Below are 16,063 nucleotides of genomic sequence, written 5' to 3'. Positions count from 1 at the left end.
GTGAAGAGGGGAGAAGGCAGGGGGCAGGAGGCAGGAGGCAGGGGGAAATTTTAGAAGTTGCCAAATCATTTTGCAAATATGCAACGCCATATTTGATATGATGCGTGATTTGTGGGTTTTGTAACTCACCTAAGTGAAGAGTTTTAGTCAGTGTGATTGGTTCATGTTAGAACAACTTGAAGCGGTGCTTGCCAATCTAAATGCAACCAAGAGTCAGCATTACCGCTATTAATGGCAATTTCTATCCAGCCGTGACTGCCAACTAAAGCTAGTATCTCTCCCACGTTGACATCACTGTAAGTTTGACAACCTGGTATATTCAACCCAGCAGCTTGCACATACCAAGTTTTGCCTTGTACGTAAGTTGCTGGAATGTTGCTCACTAAATTGCCAAAGTGGTCAATATATTGAATGCAACCCACTACACCATTGCTTGTCTGCTTGCAGTCGGCTATATCCAGTTTGACCAAACTTGCTTGATCAATTTCTTGTCCTAGTTGTTTGAGGGAGACACCACTAGCAAGACTAGCTGCCACTGGTGCAAAAATATCTCTACCGTGAAAAGTGTTGCTTGGTTGAGGAGTTCGCCAATAGTTAAGATTTGTAAGTTCGACGGCTGCGTAGGCGTAGCCCGTCGTAGACATCGCCGGGCTTTGACTAAGTACGCCGCTAAAGATACCATTATCTGGGCCTACTAAAAACCCTTGAGCAAATTCTACTGCGATCGCTCGTCGCTTACTTCCCACTCCTGGATCAACTACTGCCAGATGCACTGTCCCAACGGGAAAATAGGGATAAGCATTCATCAGGCAAAACCTGGCTGCGGCGATGTCTTGCGGTGGAATTTGGTGCGTTAAGTCTATCACCCTCAGCCTGGGGTTGGCTTGGGCTATGACTCCCTTCATTACGCCTACATAAATATCGCGATCGCCAAAATCGCTTAGAAAAGTTATGAGTCGTTGTTGCTCCATCTGCTTTTCAGACATATTTTTGTTAAAATCTACATTAAGTTATAAAATTCTGTAGCAACAGCTACAAAATATGTGTTATGTTATCAATAGAAGACATAAAGTGTAAAATTAAAGAAGGTAATCATTATGAATCAAGGTAGACTACAAAGTTCAAGGAAAGCACAAGAAGCCCACAGAGAGAATATTCAAAAAAGCCTAGAGCATCGCTTGCAAGTAGCCAGAGCAAAGGGCGACGAACAACTGATTCGTCAACTTGAAGCTGAAATGAGATATTCCAGCTAAATCAAGTTTTCATTGTTCTTAGTTTGTTGTGTAACCCGCTGTAGCGGGTTTTTTTTGTTTTTAGAGGGTTTGCTTTCTATGGTAATTGCGTTCTTGGGGCAATACGCTTGGGTTAAAAAAATTGTAGGTTGGGTTAAGCAAAGCGCAACCCAACAAAGCCCTAGAAATCTTGGGTTTCATTCTTAAACCCAACCTACGCAGTTGAAGAGTTTTGACGTTAACTGAACCGTATTGGCTCTTGGGGGATGTTTGAAAAGCCCTCCTGTCAGTATCAAAAGTTTTAGATCGCCTTCTAAATCCATCGATAAAAAGGGAGAAATAGAATTAAAGTCCCCCTTTTGAAGCTACGGTGTATTACGTTTGAGCTTTATTAATTTTTTGATTGTTATCTAATTTTGTTATTCCTCCAAAAACAATTAACCAAACTACTACTACAACCCAGTGGATTAAAACTATCACCCAGAAAGATCCTGTTAAGGTATATGCAACAGTACATATAATTCCTAACCATAAAGTTAAAGTAAGAAAAACCCGATTCAAGAATGTGGGATTTCCAGCTTTAAAAAATGTTTTAGCATTCAATGGATGATACAAAACAAATAATACTAAACTAACTATTGCCCATAAGCTCCATCGTAACCAATTGGTGATTTCGCTAGGATGAGGAAGCAAGATAACGCGAAAAATGAGTTCTTCGATAATCGCAGGTGCAAATAAACAACGTAATGTTAATAGGCATTGATCGATCCAACTTACAGACCAAAATTGGAGCCGTAAAAATCCTAATTTCCAGCCATAAGGTAGAGCGATAATACTATAGATTATCAGCAGTAAAACCAGAATTAACCAATCTTGTTGTGTAGGAATTACTAACGACGCTAGAAAACGATTTAAAATAATTGGAAGCGGTGCAATATTAGTAAAAGGAATCTTCATTTGCCCTAAAAAGACTGTTGGTGCAAGGGGTGTAATATTGGATTGCCAACCACCTACTTGATTGGTTCGCAATACTTGCAAAGTTGCACCATGTTTGAGAAATATCGCGGCGAGATCATCATGTACTTGTCTTGGCATGATTGTTCGCCACGTTGTCAAACCAGCCCAAATACTACCATCTTGAAATGGTTTCGTCGTTTTTCCTATTCCCGTGCCTGCGAGTACGCCTGCTTGACTCTGCCAATCAGCACGAACTATCCCCAAGGGTGCTAATTGTTGTTCTAAAGATTTACCTAATTCAACTAGCTGCTGAAAGCGTAATGTTTGCGGATGATTCGGATTTTTGCGTACCCAAGTTTGAATTTGAGGAGTTTTCGCAACTTGGTTTTTAATTGCCATTATCGCAGCATAAAGTGCTTGGCTTGAGTCTTGGACGCATGATGTACCAGGAGATACCATTGCGCCACCAGTACCATCGCCAACGCGATAACGTGCCATTGTTACCTGTAATTGTTGCTGGAATTCGTCTAAAGGCGAAAGTTTAATGCCATCAAAATTATAATCTTGGGTTACAGGGTCGAATTTAATCAGAATATCTGATACTGGACGTGTTGCTAGCCAGCCACGTTGTAAATTACCCATATAATCAGCCCATGTATGCGTTCCGGCAATAATTCCATCAGGGTTATGGGCATAAATTTGATGGTATTTAGTCTCAAAGCGTAATTCGTTAGTAAACTCGTCGCGGACAACTTCTGCGATTCCAAAAGCAAAATGTCCAGTGATAGTATTAGGTACTCCGATTGGTTCAGCTTTACGTCCGCCAATTCCACCGAATAGGTGTAGTACAATCGCTTTATCGCCTTGTTGCCATTTTGATATAGATGTTTCTACAGGTTTTAATAAGGCAGTATTGAATTTACCTTTATCTTTCTCGCTATTTTGCCAATTTACCTCTTGGATATAATTGAGTCCTAATTCCTCACCAGTAAGAATTTGACGGGGTTGAATTTGAAACAAAGAACGAGGTGCAAGGGCACTTACTGTAAATACGGCATTTGCATCTTTAGCACCATAAATATACCAACCATCCTCACCCGCAGGTGATTTTTCGATTTCCTGCGAACTTGAAGGCGCAAAGTCTCGCGTATCTATTACTTGTTGAGGAATACGAATAGTTTCTTGAACCCCATCAAATTTATTTGAGTTAGGGTTATAGTGCTGGACAGAAAAATAATCGCTATCCTGCTTATCTTTTGTAGATGAAAGGCTTTTATTGCTAGATTTAATCGGTTGAATTATTTTTACTAACCCATAAAATCTACCAGTTGCCAAAACAGGTTCGCGTTCAATTTGCAAAATAGAAAATTTATCTGCATTTGCATTAATGATTGTATTTGCATCTAAAGCAACAATTGTATCATCATTAGGATTTGCACCAGCCAAAGAACGCAAAATACCTACCTGATGAACTTGATTTAGTCGAAAAGGATGAATATTTCCTTGTTGTTGACTTTTAATTACTTCTGAAGTGAAATTTACATCTCGTGTTACAGCTTTAACCTTAGTAAGTAAATCTTTATTCTTTTTCCACTCTAGACGTACAATTTGTCCTACCAGATTTTGTGCTGTAGGTGGTGCATATTGCACTTCCATCCATACCCAATCTAAACCATCTTGTAATTGCTGTTTTGTTGGTAAGATTAACCTTCCTACCCAGTCGTCAACGGGTTTATAAAGTTTTGTAGATGGAATTTGTGCAACTGGATAAAAACTAGGTTTATTAAAGTTTTGTCGAGTATGTATCGCGTAATTGCTTTCTTTTTGTACTAGCTGTGGTTCTCTTGCGGAAAGTTCTTGCAACGCAATTACTACTATAAATACTAGCAGTAAAAATATCGTAAACACTAGCCTTGTTTTTCTAGTCAATCCAGACCAAATCATATATTATCAGCAACTAATATCATGTCCGCTTGATTATTTATTAAACTCCAACAACCCCACCCCACCAAAGCTACACTTTGTCTTCTCTCTCCAAAAATCAGGAGAGGAGATTAAGTTAAACAACTGGTATGTGGGGTGCAATGACTGTGATAATTATAACTAAGCGGACATGATAGCCCAATTTCATGTCATGCCGCTACTGTAACCGCAAAGCATAATGGTAAAACTCTTCATTCTTAACGTAATCTCGCGCTTCATAGAGTTTTTGCGCTGTTATGTTAGAAATTTGAGTAGATAAAATTACTCGAATTGCTCCACTTTGTTTTGCGTATTCTTCCGCAGCACTCATCAATAATTTTGCAATTCCGCTGCGGCGATGTGACTCTTCTACATACAAATCATTCAATATCCATACTCGTTTCATCGATACTGAAGAAAAGCTGGGATAAAGCTGAGTAAATCCAACTAATTCCCCATTGTCATTAGCTGCAAACACTACCGAGTCATTATTGTTGAAACGTTCTTTGAGAAACTCCTTGGCAGCTTCAAGGTTTGATGGCTGATTATAAAAAATACGATATCGATCAAATAGTATTGAAAGATTTTCAAGATGATTAATATTAGCCAATAAAACTTCCATTAATTATCCTTATAATTTACATGCAATGCTGTTCTGTTAAGCTAAAAGGTAGATTAAACCAAGAAAAATATTTGCTTTCTCAATTCAAGTAATTAATCGGCATTGCCAACCCTACTTGTACTGGAGGAGTTACACTAGGACTTCGGCTAACGGATATAAAGATGGATGCAATTACGAATGAATTTAATAAATATTTTTCTAAATGGAAAATTACCTTGCCAGAAGAAAATATACAAAAGCGTGAGAAAGGTTCAATTTCTCAAGCTGGTTGGAAGATAAATTTTATTTTTGGGATAAAAGATGATGTTGAGTATCTTGAGTATTACGCTATCCATAGAATGACCAATGATCGTCACATCATAATTTATGAAAATGGAGAAAAAGAACATTTAGAGTGTTTAGAGCCTCCATTAGAATACAGTTCAGCAATTGATCAAAGGCAAAGGGAGCATAATAAACATAACAGAAGAGTTAGAGATGAACTGAGCTATAAAGGCTTACTTTAACTTTCTGTACTCCCCTTGCACTTTATTAAGATTTTGGTTTATAAGTCGAAGCAACGTGCAATTCTTTCAACTGTTTAGCATCTACACTCGAAGGTGCATCTGTTAACAAACAACGCGCTTGTTGTGTCTTCGGAAAAGCTATGACATCTCGAATGGATTCTTCTCCAGCTAGCAACATTACCAAACGATCTAAACCGTAGGCGATGCCACCATGCGGTGGTGTACCATATTCAAATGCTTCTAAGAGAAAGCCAAATTTGCTTTGTGCTTCTTCAGGAGATAAACCAATCGCTTCAAACACCTGCTGTTGAACTTCTCGCTGATAAATCCGCAGACTTCCGCCGCCAACTTCTACGCCGTTGAGTACCAAGTCGTAAGCTTGGGCGCGTGCGGTTTTTAAATCGCTCAAATCATCAGGATGTGGTGCTGTGAATGGGTGGTGTAGTGCTTCTAGACGCTTTTCGTCAGCATTCCACTCAAACATGGGGAAATCTGTAATCCAGAGTAAGTTGATTTTTTCTGGATCAATTAAGTTAAATTCTTTAGCGATCGCTTGCCGTAGTCTATCTAAAGTTTTATTAACTGTAGCAGCATCACCAGCCCCAAACAAGAGCAAATGTCCAGCTTTAGCACCTGTACGGCGTAAAATTTCTTGTTTTTGTTCTTCGCTTAAGTTGTCTTTAATCGCGCCAATGGTGTCAATTTCGCCATCATCCCTGACACGGATATAAGCTAAACCTTTAGCACCGGCTTCGCTGGCTTCTTTAAATAAGTCGCCGCCTGGTTTAATGCGGACATTAGAAATTACATCGTTACCGTTAGGAATGGGGAGGATTTTGACGATACCGCCATTAGTAACAGTGTCCCGAAAGACTTTGAAACCAGAGTCTTTGACAATATCTGAGACATCAACTAATTCCAAACCATAGCGGGTATCTGGTTTATCACTACCGTAACGTTCCATTCCCTCAGCGTAAGTCAGACGAGGGAAAGGGCGCTGTAACTCAATACCTTTAACTGTTTTGAAGATATGACAAACTAAGTTCTCGTTTAGTTCGATAATTTCTTCTTGGGACATGAAGCTCATTTCCATGTCCAACTGGGTGAATTCTGGTTGTCTATCGGCGCGTAAGTCTTCGTCACGAAAGCAACGGGCAATTTGATAATATCTGTCTAAACCGGATACCATCAGCAATTGTTTAAATAGCTGGGGTGATTGCGGCAAAGCATACCACTCACCAGGATTGACGCGACTGGGTAGAACATAATCCCGCGCTCCTTCTGGGGTAGAACGGGTAAGTATTGGGGTTTCGACTTCAATAAAACCTTCTAAATCTTCTAGATAACGACGCATGGCTTTGACAATTTGATGACGCAGTTGCAAATTTTGCGCCATGCGTTCGCGTCGCAAATCTAAATAACGATATTTCAGTCGCAAGTCTTCGCGCACTGTCTCGGTGTCAGCTACGGAAACTTGGAAAGGTAACTGTTTGCGAACAGCATTGAGGAGTTCAATTTTATCAGCGTAGATTTCTACCTCGCCTGTAGGGATGCGGGTATTCAGCGATTCTTCGGGGCGTTGTGTTACCCTACCAGTGATTTCGACAACATATTCATTTCGCAGGGCATTCGCATGTTCGTAGGAATCTGGGGTGCGTTGCGGATCGCTGACGATTTGGACAATTCCAGTGCGATCGCGTAAATCTAAAAATATCACACCACCGTGATCGCGGCGACGGTCTACCCATCCGTAAAAGGTAACTGTTTCTCCAATATGTTCTTTTCGGAGTTCGCCGCAATAATGAGTTCGCATAAGTGTTAATTATTGTTTCCTGGGCTAGATTGGGAAGAAAATGTCAAAGCCTTCCCATTATCTAGCATCAATAGTAATTGTAGTAGTTCTGGTGCAATAAAAAATGGAATAATCTCACACTATATATATAAGAGAAGTCATAATACCGGAAGGCTGGGTTTTTCATACACAGCCAGGTAAAAAACTATGGCACAGACAGCAGCAATTACCAGCTTAATGGATGCCTAGACCGGATTTGGTTTAGTCCAAATTAAAGACGAACAGTTTGGCCGACACCGATCTGAGGGATTACCTGAAATTACTGAAGCTGAAAAAACTCCCTAGATATAGTGCGACGCAGATATGTATATCATCGGGCTGAAGCTGATTTGTTGGCAGGGACAGTGATGTTGTTGGTTGTGTCTCTCTTGCTAGCGATCGCTCGTTTGTATGCAATAGACTTTGAGATTAAGGTAAAATTATAAGTAAAAATGTTAAGAATTTTAAAGAAACTAATCAATGTCCAGCATTACTCTTGACAAAAGTAACTCTCATGTCGTCGTTATCGGTGCCGGAATAGGTGGACTGACTGCTGGAGCATTATTAGCTCATAGAGGTTACAGCGTCTTAATTTTGGATCAGGCCCTCGTACCGGGAGGCTGTGCTTCGACGTTTAAACGGCAGGGATTTACCTTTGATGTGGGCGCAACTCAGGTGGCAGGGTTGGAACCAGGAGGAATTCACCACCGCATTTTCTCAGAATTAGAAATTGATTTACCGCCAGCAACGCCTTGCGATCCTGCTTGTGCGGTGTATTTACCTGGGGAAAGCACACCGATTAATGTCTGGCGCGACCAAGAGAAATGGCAAGAGGAACGACAAAGACAGTTTCCCGGTAGCGAACCGTTTTGGCAATTGATGGCAACTTTGTTTGATGCCAGTTGGGAATTTCAAGGACGTGATCCGGTGCTACCACCACGTAATTTATGGGATTTGTGGCAACTAACGCAAGCGGTGCGTCCCAGTACATTAATTACCGTACCCTTCACTTTGTTTACGGTAGGAGATGCTTTACGGTTATGTGGATTGGGAAATGACCAGCGATTGAGAACTTTTTTAGATTTACAACTGAAGCTATACTCCCAGGTAGATGCAGACGAGACAGCGTTACTTTATGCAGCAACAGCGTTGAGTGTATCCCAACTGCCCCAAGGATTATTTCATCTCCAAGGAAGTATGCAAGTATTAAGCGATCGCTTGGTACAATCTTTAGAAAGAGATGGCGGCAAATTGTTGATGCGCCACACTGTAGAAGAAATCAAAGTAGAAAACGGCAAAGCTACTGCTGTTGTAATTAGAAATCAGAAAACTGGCGAAGTCTGGACAGAAGCCGCCGACCACATAGTTAGCAACGTCACCGTGCAAAACTTGGTGCAGTTATTGGGAGAACAAGCGCCATCTGGATATAAAAACCGGGTGGAAAAACTGCCCCAAGCATCGGGTGCGTTTGTGGTTTATTTGGGTGTAGATGCTAGCGCGATTCCGCCTGGGTGTCCTCCCCACCTACAATTTTTGTACGATGTCAATGGTCCCATTGGCGAGAATAATTCCCTGTTTGTTTCTGTCAGTCATCCTGGAGACGGTCGCGCACCAGAAGGGAAAGCGACAATTATTGCTTCTTCATTTGTCGATCCTGCACAGTGGTGGGAGACTGAAGATTATGAAGGACTAAAAGAAAAGTTTACCCAAGAAGCGATCGCTCGTCTTGCTCAATACTTCTATCTCAAACCAGAAACGATTATTTATCAAGAAGCGGCAACACCGCGCACCTTTGCTCATTTTACAGCCCGCGATCGCGGTATAGTTGGCGGCATAGGTCAAAGGATTCCCACCTTTGGCCCCTTTGGGTTCGCCAATCGGACACCCATCCAGCATTTGTGGTTAGTTGGTGATTCCACCCATCCCGGCGAAGGTACTGCTGGGGTGAGTTATTCGGCGCTGACAGTAGTTAGGCAAATTGAGGCGCAAATGTAAAGGCGCATATCTGTGCTACTTTACATAACTCCTTTAAATGCTATAAATCATACTTATAACCGATGGCAAACAGGACGCAAAACTGATGAAATAAGGTTAGTGTTGCGAATCTGGAGTAATGACAGACAGAGTTTTAATTCTTGGTGGACGAGGGCGGATTGGTAGCAGTGTTGCTCAGGATCTCGCTAACCATACGCAGGCTCAAATTACAATTACCGGACGTTCTGCGGAGTTTGGGAAGGCTGTCAGCTTGTCTTCAGGAGGACAAGTGGAGTTTTTGGTATTGGACTTGGCAGAAGTTGACAAGTTGCGAGATGCGATCGCAAACTCTAACTTAGTCATCCATTGTGCTGGCCCATTTCACTATCGAGATACTAATGTTCTCGAAACCTGTATTGCTCAAGGCGTTAATTATGTAGATGTCAGCGACCATCGTTCTTATACCAGCAAAGCTCTCAATTTTAGTGAAAAAGCTGCTGCTGCTGGTGTGACGGCAATTATTAATACTGGCATTTTTCCTGGTATTTCTAACAGCATGGTACGTCAAGGCGTTGAACAATTTGATAAACCAGAAAAGATCCATTTAAGTTATTTAGTTTCCGGTTCTGGTGGTGCTGGCATTACAGTAATGCGGACAACTTTTCTGGGGTTGCAGTATCCTTTTGAGACTTGGATAGATGGAAAATGGGAGATAATTAAGCCTTATAGTGAAAGAGAATTAGTTGATTTTCCACCGCCTTATGGACGCACCGGAGTTTACTGGTTTGATATGCCAGAAACCTTTACATTGCCCAAAGCTTTCCCATCAGTAAAAACTGTAATTACTAAGTTTGGCTCTGTTCCCGATTTTTACAATCACCTAACTTGGATTGCGGCACATATTTTCCCCAAGTGGTTAATGCAGCGCCGTTACATGATTGAATTTCTGTCTCATGTCAGCCATTCAATGACAGATGTCACTAATAATTTTACTGGGATTGGTGTAGCAGTTCGTTCAGAAGTTACAGGGAAAAAAGATGGTGAAACTGCTGTTTATTGTTCAACTGTAGTGCATGAAAATACAGCCGTGGCTTCTGGTTGTGGTACAGGTAGTATTGCCCAGTTATTGCTAGAAGGTAAACTGAAGAAGCCAGGTGTTTTTGCTGTGGAAGAAGCACTCCCAACAGATTTATTTGAAGAAGCAATGCAAAGCAGAGGAATTAAAATTAATCACAGTTGGTTATAACTTAATACGCTTGGTTGTGTTAAGCACACTGGTGAGGATGTCATCCGATTTTACGAAATATTCAGATACAGAGGTAGGGGCGTATAAATATAGGCCCCTACTAGAGGTAAAAATTAATATATCTTGCGGTAGAAGTAAAAACTGTACGTAAACATTTAGGATGCCTGTGAGCCTGAAATATTGAATATATTTATACACTACCACGGCTCATAAAATAAGAAGAGGAGCATTTTTTTGTGCAAAAAATTTTATTAAGTTTAAAGCAAGCCTTACGTTCAAGCTTTTTGGTCGTTGGTTTAATTATTTTCATTAGCTTGTCAGGTTCTTTCATTTTTGTTCAACAAGCTAGTTATGCAACTACTCTTGAAGAATTAAAGCTAATACCGCCAGAGTATAAACCAAATTCTGAAGAAAAAATTAATCGTGCTAACGAATTTGACCCAGGTATTGGTATTCAAGAAGAAGAACGACAAGAAGCTTATGAGCAAGCCATAAAAGATTCAAAAAACCTTACTACTATAGAGAAGACTTACGAAAGAAATTTGAAGGCTGAACAAGAACAAAATCCCCCAGAAAGTTTTGGTGAAAAAGCTAAAGAAGTTATTGAAAAGGTGACTGGTAAATAGAGAATCATAGACCTAACCTTCAACCCCTTCCCTCAAAGGGAAGGGGAGTAAAATTGAAAGCTTATCCCCGAATTGTGTACAGCTTTAGAAAATTAACCTTTGGTATTAACACACAATACCAAAATTTCTTTTATTCAAATTCATCAACTGTCGTCGGGGTATTAGCCTTTCTCTGATTAGCAATATTGCGCTCATACCACTTCATTAATGGAGTTGCAGTAATGCCATGTATAATCACAGAAGCTACAATGGTAGTGTAAGTTATCCAAGCAATTTGTTCGGCAGCCTCACCTTTTAAGCCATTACTAAAGGCATAGGCGAGATAATATAAAGAGCCTACACCGCGAATACCAAACCATCCAATTAACCACCTAGTTCCTGGATGAAAGGTTCGGCGGTGCGATTCTACAGGACGTTTGCCTATTGTGCTAATCCAAACCCCTACAGGTCGGATTATAAATAATAATAAAACTATCACCAATAAAGATTGCATAGCGTAATTGAGGATTGGCTGGAATAATAATATTGATCCCAATAGTAAAATTGTTCCAACTTCCAGCAGTTTTTCAACTTGCTCAACAAATTCTAATTGTGCTAGCGGTTTTTCGGGATCTCTATAACTGCGTTGGACAACTAACCCCGCAACAAATACTGCTAAAAACCCATAGCCATTAACCATTTCTGTTAAAGAATAAGTTAGTAAAATCGTGCTAATAGCAATAAAATCTTCCATTAACTCGTCAGCACGACGGCGTTTTTGAATTTTCTTTTCAATCCAGACTATAGATTTGGCAACAACAATTCCCATAACAATACCAGCTGCGATCGCCCAAATTAAATCAACCGCAATCCACTGTTGAAACCAGTTACCCCAGTTGTCATCTTTTAACGCATGAAGACCAAAATAAACGAAGGGAAAAGCTAAAGCATCATTTAACCCACCTTCAGAAGTTAGACCAAATCTCAACTCATCTTTATCGTTTATATCGGTAAGTTGTACTTCTGATGCTAATACTGGATCGGTTGGTGCGAGAATTGCTCCTAATAAAATTGCTTCTCCCCAATTCATCCCTAAAAACAATTTACCCACAACAGCCAGCGCAAGAATTGAAATTGGCATCAAAAATACAATCAATCGGGCTGTAATACCCCAAGCCCCCAACTTTAGAGGACGAACAATTCTTAAGCCGCAGCTAAACACAGAAATAATTACTACAAGTTCTGTTATTTTTTCCAGTAGTTCGGCATTAAAAACTTCATCTCGACGTAATTGAATCAGCCCAAAGGCATAAGGGCCTAGTAAAATACCAACTAGTAGATAGATTAGGGCAAAAGAAAGAGGTAGGCGAGCAATCCAACCTGACCCTAATGTTACCATCAGCAGAAGTAGACCAATTACAAATAGATCAATAATATAGATATCTACCATATAGAGATTTGTATAAAATTAAGCGTTACTTTGTAAGCTTAATTGCAATACTTTTTTATTAGCATTACCTATGGGCAGATTTTCTGGAATTAAGAATTAGAGATTTAGACGCGCCACCAAATTAGACAAAAAGGGAATAGATAAAGCAGTTTTCCTTTGCATTAAGTACAAAGCTACAATTTTTGAGGTATGAGGCGGGAGATAGAAACATTTTTATATTTTGATACGTGAGTCTTGCATTTTCTATCTCACTTACTTGCAAACTGCTGTAAAATCGCACTTCTATTCTTCGCATCTGCCCTTAAAACAATGGGATGTAGCACGCGAATATGGTAACAGCACACAGATGTACTACTTTTTCACTCAAATATAGCTTTTTAGTACAAAAATACTATAATAGATATAGCGTCCACAAAGCCTAATTAAATGCCTAACGGCTGTGTGAAAACCTTCTGGAAGATGGATTCAAGGGTTAGTTCGATGATGAAGCATTACATTCTCAACCTCAATCCGACTGCCAAACATGAATGGGATCGGTGTATTTTACGCGATCCGCTAACTGCCAAACGCCCAGACATTGCTAAACTAATTGCTGAAGCGGTTGGTGCTGATACAGGCAGTTATTTGGTGAGCGTGAATATCGAAGTTCAAGTTTTGGAGCAAGCCGCAGTCCCTCAAGCAGAACAACTCTCGCTTTCGTTTCCAGAGGTGAGTGTGCAGTCACAACCACAACTGCGGGAAGCGGCCTAATGCGATCGCTTGAAACATGTGCATAATCAATTTAGTGTAGCTAAGTTGAGAGCAAAATTAGCGTAGCTTGCCGCCGTAGGCAGCGCTCAACAACTCATATTATTTAACCAGACAACGCAAGACAAGGGGTTTCCAAAAAACAAATTATCCAAAATTATTTATAGGGGATCTTGGACAAGATCCCCTAATTCTGCCACCGTGTACTAGAAGTTCGCCAAGTGAACTTGGCGGGGTAAAGGGTAAGGGGTAAGGGGGAAAGGGTTTAAATCCCTTACCCTTTCCCCTTTCCCCAGTCCTCACAAGCGCATTTTTGGGTTGGCAGACTACTAGAATCTGTGGGACAACAGTTGAGCAATTTGCTGATTAATAGTTGCAACATCAAAACGCCGACTAGCAGTAGTCCTGGCATTATTGGCTATAGTTGCAGTTATTTCCGTCTCCTGAAGACAGGTGATAATCACCTGTGCAAGTTCCTGGGGTTCTGCTGGTGTCACTAGAAAACCATTAAGTCCATGTTCTACTAATTCCATTACACCCCCAGCTTTTGCTGCAACTACAGGTTTTCCACACAGCATTGCCTCAACAATCACTCTACCAAAGGGTTCTGGGGAAGTAGAGGTATGTGCCACCAAGTCACAAGCTGCCATTAACTGGGGAATATCTGAACGAAATCCTAAAAATTTAACGCGGTTTTTTAGTCCCAAATCGGCAACTTGTTGGTGTAATTGTTTGACATAATTTTGTTCGCCAAACAGTGCATCTCCCACTAAAATTACTGTCACCTCTGGCGGACATTTGGCAAGAGCATCAATTAAAATATGCTGTCCTTTCCAAGGTGCAAGACGGCTAAAGTGTCCGACTACAAATTTTCCTGGCAATCCTAATTCTTGCTGTAATTGATTAATGTCAGATTCATCAGTTTGATAAATTTTTGGATCAAAGCCGTTATAGACAACTTCGACTATATCTGAGCGTCCCCCCGCTTGGATAAAGGCTGTTTTACTAGCTTGGGAATTAGCAATTACTAATGAGGCACAACGATTAGCTAAGTTAATCGCAATGCGAAGATTAGTTTGACTAAAATGTTCGCTTGAGAGAATATCGTGTAAATGATAAACCAGAGGACGACGACTAAAAAAACTTGCTAATGCTCCGACAACTAATGCTTTTTGGGTGTTGGCATAAATTAAATCGTATTCACGCGCTTTTTTTATAACTTTAGTAATCAAAGGTGCAAGTTGTTTTAAACTCTTTAATCCTTGCACCAAACTGCTTTCTTTTCGAACTTGGATTGTTTGAGTTGAGAGAACTTCTACTGGGATATGATTTTGCTGTAGTAAATCTTTAAATGGCCCATCTGCGAATAAACCTACTAAAGCGCTATGAGAGTATGGTTTAGCAATATCTATTAAACATAATTCTGCACCGCCTGGTTTACCGCTTTGGTCTAGGAAAAAAATTCTCATAAAACTTCCTTGTAATACAATACGGTTCAGACGCGATAAATCGCGTCTCTACAAAGCAATTTTCGTGCCTCTATTTCATTAATTTAATAGGACATTCCGTACTTGCTGGGAGATTTGATTCCAGTCATAATGTGTAACAGCATAATGACGACAGGCTTCTCGTGAAGGTATGGGGATGTTTCCCAAAAGCACTTGTTCTAATTTTTCAGCAATAGCTGAGGCTTCTGTAGAAGTAGTAATTAAATCGGGTGAAAAATCTGATAAAATTTCTGGCATCCCACCAACTGGTGTACATAAAACAGGAGTACCACAAGCTAGAGATTCGACTATTACTAATCCAAAGCCTTCAAAAGATTGGCTAGGCATTATAGTCAATTCCGCAGCTTGATAAGATATAGGTAATTGCTCATCAGGGAGAAAACCTAAAAATTTAACGTTGTCGTCTAATCCTAATTCTGTAGCCTGTTGTTGTAGTGCAGCTTGAATGTGACCACGACCTGCGATCGCTAGCCAAACATCTGGTATTCTAGGCTTAATTATAGCCAAAGCTTGTAATAATTTATCAACTCCCGTTCGATGTACTAAACGGCGTGATGTAAATATAATCCGGCGATTGTTTGGCCAGCCTAGCTGTTTACAAGCATCTTGGCGTGATAAATTTGGTTGAAACCAGTTAATATCAACTCCACCAGGGATAATATTAATTTTGCTCCACGGTACTTGATATTTATCATGTAATATTTTACCAAATGCTTTGCTCAATACAATGAAGCGATCGCAGCGATTATATGTGTTTTTTTCTATTAGGTGATGCTTAATCAAAAGGCTGAGATTTTTATTAACTACCTCTTGCTGACTCTCAGAAGCCCAAGGGCCATGAAAATTAAAAGTAACTGGTACTCCCTTTGGTAAAATATCTAAAAGTGGAAAGCTATATAATGCAAAGTGTAGATTAATAGCATCTGGCTTGTTTGTTCTTGTTTTCTGAAAGTTAGTGCGAATAGACCATAATCTTTGCCAAATAGCACTATCGGGAGAAGCCAAGTTAGTCAGCTTAATCGGCGAATTTAATTCAGCCTCTGGTAGACCGACTCCGCATAATTCAACCTGGTCTTTATTGGCTGCTAATTTATGAGTTAGTTCATACATATACCTTTCTAATCCTCCAGGATTTTTGGGAAACCAGCCTAATCCCAATGTGAGAATAGATGCAGATGATGAAGCTAAATTTTCTTGTTTATTTTTCACTAATATGTCTCCTATAAATATATGAAAACAGTAGGCATGTACAACTTTAAACCCCTATAAATGTTCCAAAGATTAAGTAATAGAATTTCCAAATCTACATTTCCAATAAGATTTTTATATAGAACACTAATTTATAAACTATTTATATGTCAACGTCAACAAGGGATAAAACCTTGTGTTTTTATGAACTACATAATACTAGTTAGGATATATA

General features: G+C 40.0%; 14 protein-coding genes. 7 read left to right on the top strand and 7 right to left on the bottom strand.

Annotation, left to right across the window (positions count from 1 at the left end):
- Window positions 1-161 precede the first annotated feature (161 nt).
- Complete coding sequence (locus tag G1O98_RS29705; RefSeq protein WP_163935772.1) at window positions 162-986, bottom strand: SAM-dependent chlorinase/fluorinase; 825 nt, start codon at window positions 984-986, stop codon at window positions 162-164.
- Window positions 987-1,097: 111 nt separating this feature from the next.
- Between G1O98_RS29705 and G1O98_RS29700 the strand changes: the two genes are divergently transcribed.
- Window positions 1,098-1,253, top strand: coding sequence for a hypothetical protein (locus G1O98_RS29700; RefSeq protein ID WP_163935769.1), 156 nt, complete (start codon window positions 1,098-1,100; stop codon window positions 1,251-1,253).
- A 354-nt stretch (window positions 1,254-1,607) separates the two neighbouring features.
- Here G1O98_RS29700 and G1O98_RS29695 read toward each other — a convergent pair whose 3' ends face one another.
- Entirely contained in the window at window positions 1,608-4,133 is a 2,526-nt protein-coding gene (locus G1O98_RS29695; RefSeq protein WP_163935766.1) for a CPBP family glutamic-type intramembrane protease, read from the bottom strand.
- 196 nt (window positions 4,134-4,329) lie between these two features.
- A complete protein-coding gene (locus tag G1O98_RS29690) occupies window positions 4,330-4,773 on the bottom strand; it encodes a GNAT family N-acetyltransferase (RefSeq protein ID WP_163935763.1) in 444 nt (147 codons plus the stop codon).
- A 161-nt stretch (window positions 4,774-4,934) separates the two neighbouring features.
- On the opposite strand from G1O98_RS29690, the gene G1O98_RS29685 reads away from it, so the two are divergent.
- Complete coding sequence (locus tag G1O98_RS29685; protein WP_163935760.1) at window positions 4,935-5,279, top strand: hypothetical protein; 345 nt, start codon at window positions 4,935-4,937, stop codon at window positions 5,277-5,279.
- Between the two features lie 25 nt (window positions 5,280-5,304).
- On the opposite strand, the gene aspS is transcribed toward G1O98_RS29685, so the two are convergent.
- Complete coding sequence (gene aspS / locus G1O98_RS29680) at window positions 5,305-7,092, bottom strand: aspartate--tRNA ligase (protein WP_163935757.1); 1,788 nt, start codon at window positions 7,090-7,092, stop codon at window positions 5,305-5,307.
- A 329-nt stretch (window positions 7,093-7,421) separates the two neighbouring features.
- Here aspS and G1O98_RS40915 point away from each other — a divergent pair, with 329 nt between their 5' ends.
- The 4 genes from G1O98_RS40915 to G1O98_RS29660 all read left to right on the top strand — a co-directional run bounded on the left by G1O98_RS40915 (window position 7,422) and on the right by G1O98_RS29660 (window position 10,956).
- Window positions 7,422-7,556 (top strand): hypothetical protein, encoded by a 135-nt coding sequence (locus G1O98_RS40915; RefSeq protein WP_275941809.1) that lies wholly within the window; start codon window positions 7,422-7,424, stop codon window positions 7,554-7,556.
- A 34-nt stretch (window positions 7,557-7,590) separates the two neighbouring features.
- Window positions 7,591-9,105, top strand: coding sequence for a C-3',4' desaturase CrtD (crtD, locus tag G1O98_RS29670; protein WP_163935754.1), 1,515 nt, complete (start codon window positions 7,591-7,593; stop codon window positions 9,103-9,105).
- Window positions 9,106-9,223: 118 nt separating this feature from the next.
- Window positions 9,224-10,330: a saccharopine dehydrogenase NADP-binding domain-containing protein gene (locus tag G1O98_RS29665; protein WP_163935751.1), complete on the top strand. Its 1,107-nt coding sequence runs from the start codon at window positions 9,224-9,226 to the stop codon at window positions 10,328-10,330.
- A 236-nt stretch (window positions 10,331-10,566) separates the two neighbouring features.
- Window positions 10,567-10,956, top strand: a complete 390-nt coding sequence (locus tag G1O98_RS29660; RefSeq protein ID WP_163935746.1) for a hypothetical protein — start codon at window positions 10,567-10,569, stop codon at window positions 10,954-10,956.
- Window positions 10,957-11,086: 130 nt separating this feature from the next.
- On the opposite strand, the gene G1O98_RS29655 is transcribed toward G1O98_RS29660, so the two are convergent.
- Window positions 11,087-12,385, bottom strand: coding sequence for a sodium:proton antiporter (locus G1O98_RS29655; protein ID WP_163935743.1), 1,299 nt, complete (start codon window positions 12,383-12,385; stop codon window positions 11,087-11,089).
- Window positions 12,386-12,865: 480 nt separating this feature from the next.
- Here G1O98_RS29655 and G1O98_RS29650 point away from each other — a divergent pair, with 480 nt between their 5' ends.
- Complete coding sequence (locus tag G1O98_RS29650; protein ID WP_012409476.1) at window positions 12,866-13,135, top strand: hypothetical protein; 270 nt, start codon at window positions 12,866-12,868, stop codon at window positions 13,133-13,135.
- Window positions 13,136-13,461: 326 nt separating this feature from the next.
- On the opposite strand, the gene G1O98_RS29645 is transcribed toward G1O98_RS29650, so the two are convergent.
- Both G1O98_RS29645 and G1O98_RS29640 read right to left on the bottom strand, forming a co-directional pair.
- Window positions 13,462-14,601 carry a glycosyltransferase family 4 protein gene (locus tag G1O98_RS29645; RefSeq protein ID WP_163935740.1) on the bottom strand — a complete coding sequence of 380 codons (1,140 nt, stop codon included), beginning with the start codon at window positions 14,599-14,601 and terminating at the stop codon, window positions 13,462-13,464.
- Window positions 14,602-14,679: 78 nt separating this feature from the next.
- Complete coding sequence (locus G1O98_RS29640; RefSeq protein WP_163935737.1) at window positions 14,680-15,849, bottom strand: glycosyltransferase family 4 protein; 1,170 nt, start codon at window positions 15,847-15,849, stop codon at window positions 14,680-14,682.
- Window positions 15,850-16,063: the final 214 nt, after the last annotated feature.

Source organism: Nostoc sp. UIC 10630, assembly GCF_010747425.1.
In the GTDB taxonomy this organism is placed as follows: domain Bacteria; phylum Cyanobacteriota; class Cyanobacteriia; order Cyanobacteriales; family Nostocaceae; genus Nostoc.
This window is presented reverse-complemented; position numbering and strand designations above follow the sequence as displayed.

Excerpts from the sequence above, each read along its gene's own strand:
- G1O98_RS29705 (WP_163935772.1), bottom strand. The coding sequence starts at position 986 with ATGTCTGAAAAGCAGATGGAGCAACAACGACTCATAACTTTTCTAAGC.
- G1O98_RS29700 (WP_163935769.1), top strand. The coding sequence starts at position 1,098 with ATGAATCAAGGTAGACTACAAAGTTCAAGGAAAGCACAAGAAGCCCAC.
- G1O98_RS29695 (WP_163935766.1), bottom strand. The coding sequence starts at position 4,133 with ATGATTTGGTCTGGATTGACTAGAAAAACAAGGCTAGTGTTTACGATA.
- G1O98_RS29690 (WP_163935763.1), bottom strand. The coding sequence starts at position 4,773 with ATGGAAGTTTTATTGGCTAATATTAATCATCTTGAAAATCTTTCAATA.
- G1O98_RS29685 (WP_163935760.1), top strand. The coding sequence starts at position 4,935 with ATGGATGCAATTACGAATGAATTTAATAAATATTTTTCTAAATGGAAA.
- aspS (WP_163935757.1), bottom strand. The coding sequence starts at position 7,092 with ATGCGAACTCATTATTGCGGCGAACTCCGAAAAGAACATATTGGAGAA.
- crtD (WP_163935754.1), top strand. The coding sequence starts at position 7,591 with ATGTCCAGCATTACTCTTGACAAAAGTAACTCTCATGTCGTCGTTATC.
- G1O98_RS29665 (WP_163935751.1), top strand. The coding sequence starts at position 9,224 with ATGACAGACAGAGTTTTAATTCTTGGTGGACGAGGGCGGATTGGTAGC.
- G1O98_RS29655 (WP_163935743.1), bottom strand. The coding sequence starts at position 12,385 with ATGGTAGATATCTATATTATTGATCTATTTGTAATTGGTCTACTTCTG.
- G1O98_RS29650 (WP_012409476.1), top strand. The coding sequence starts at position 12,866 with ATGATGAAGCATTACATTCTCAACCTCAATCCGACTGCCAAACATGAA.
- G1O98_RS29645 (WP_163935740.1), bottom strand. The coding sequence starts at position 14,601 with ATGAGAATTTTTTTCCTAGACCAAAGCGGTAAACCAGGCGGTGCAGAA.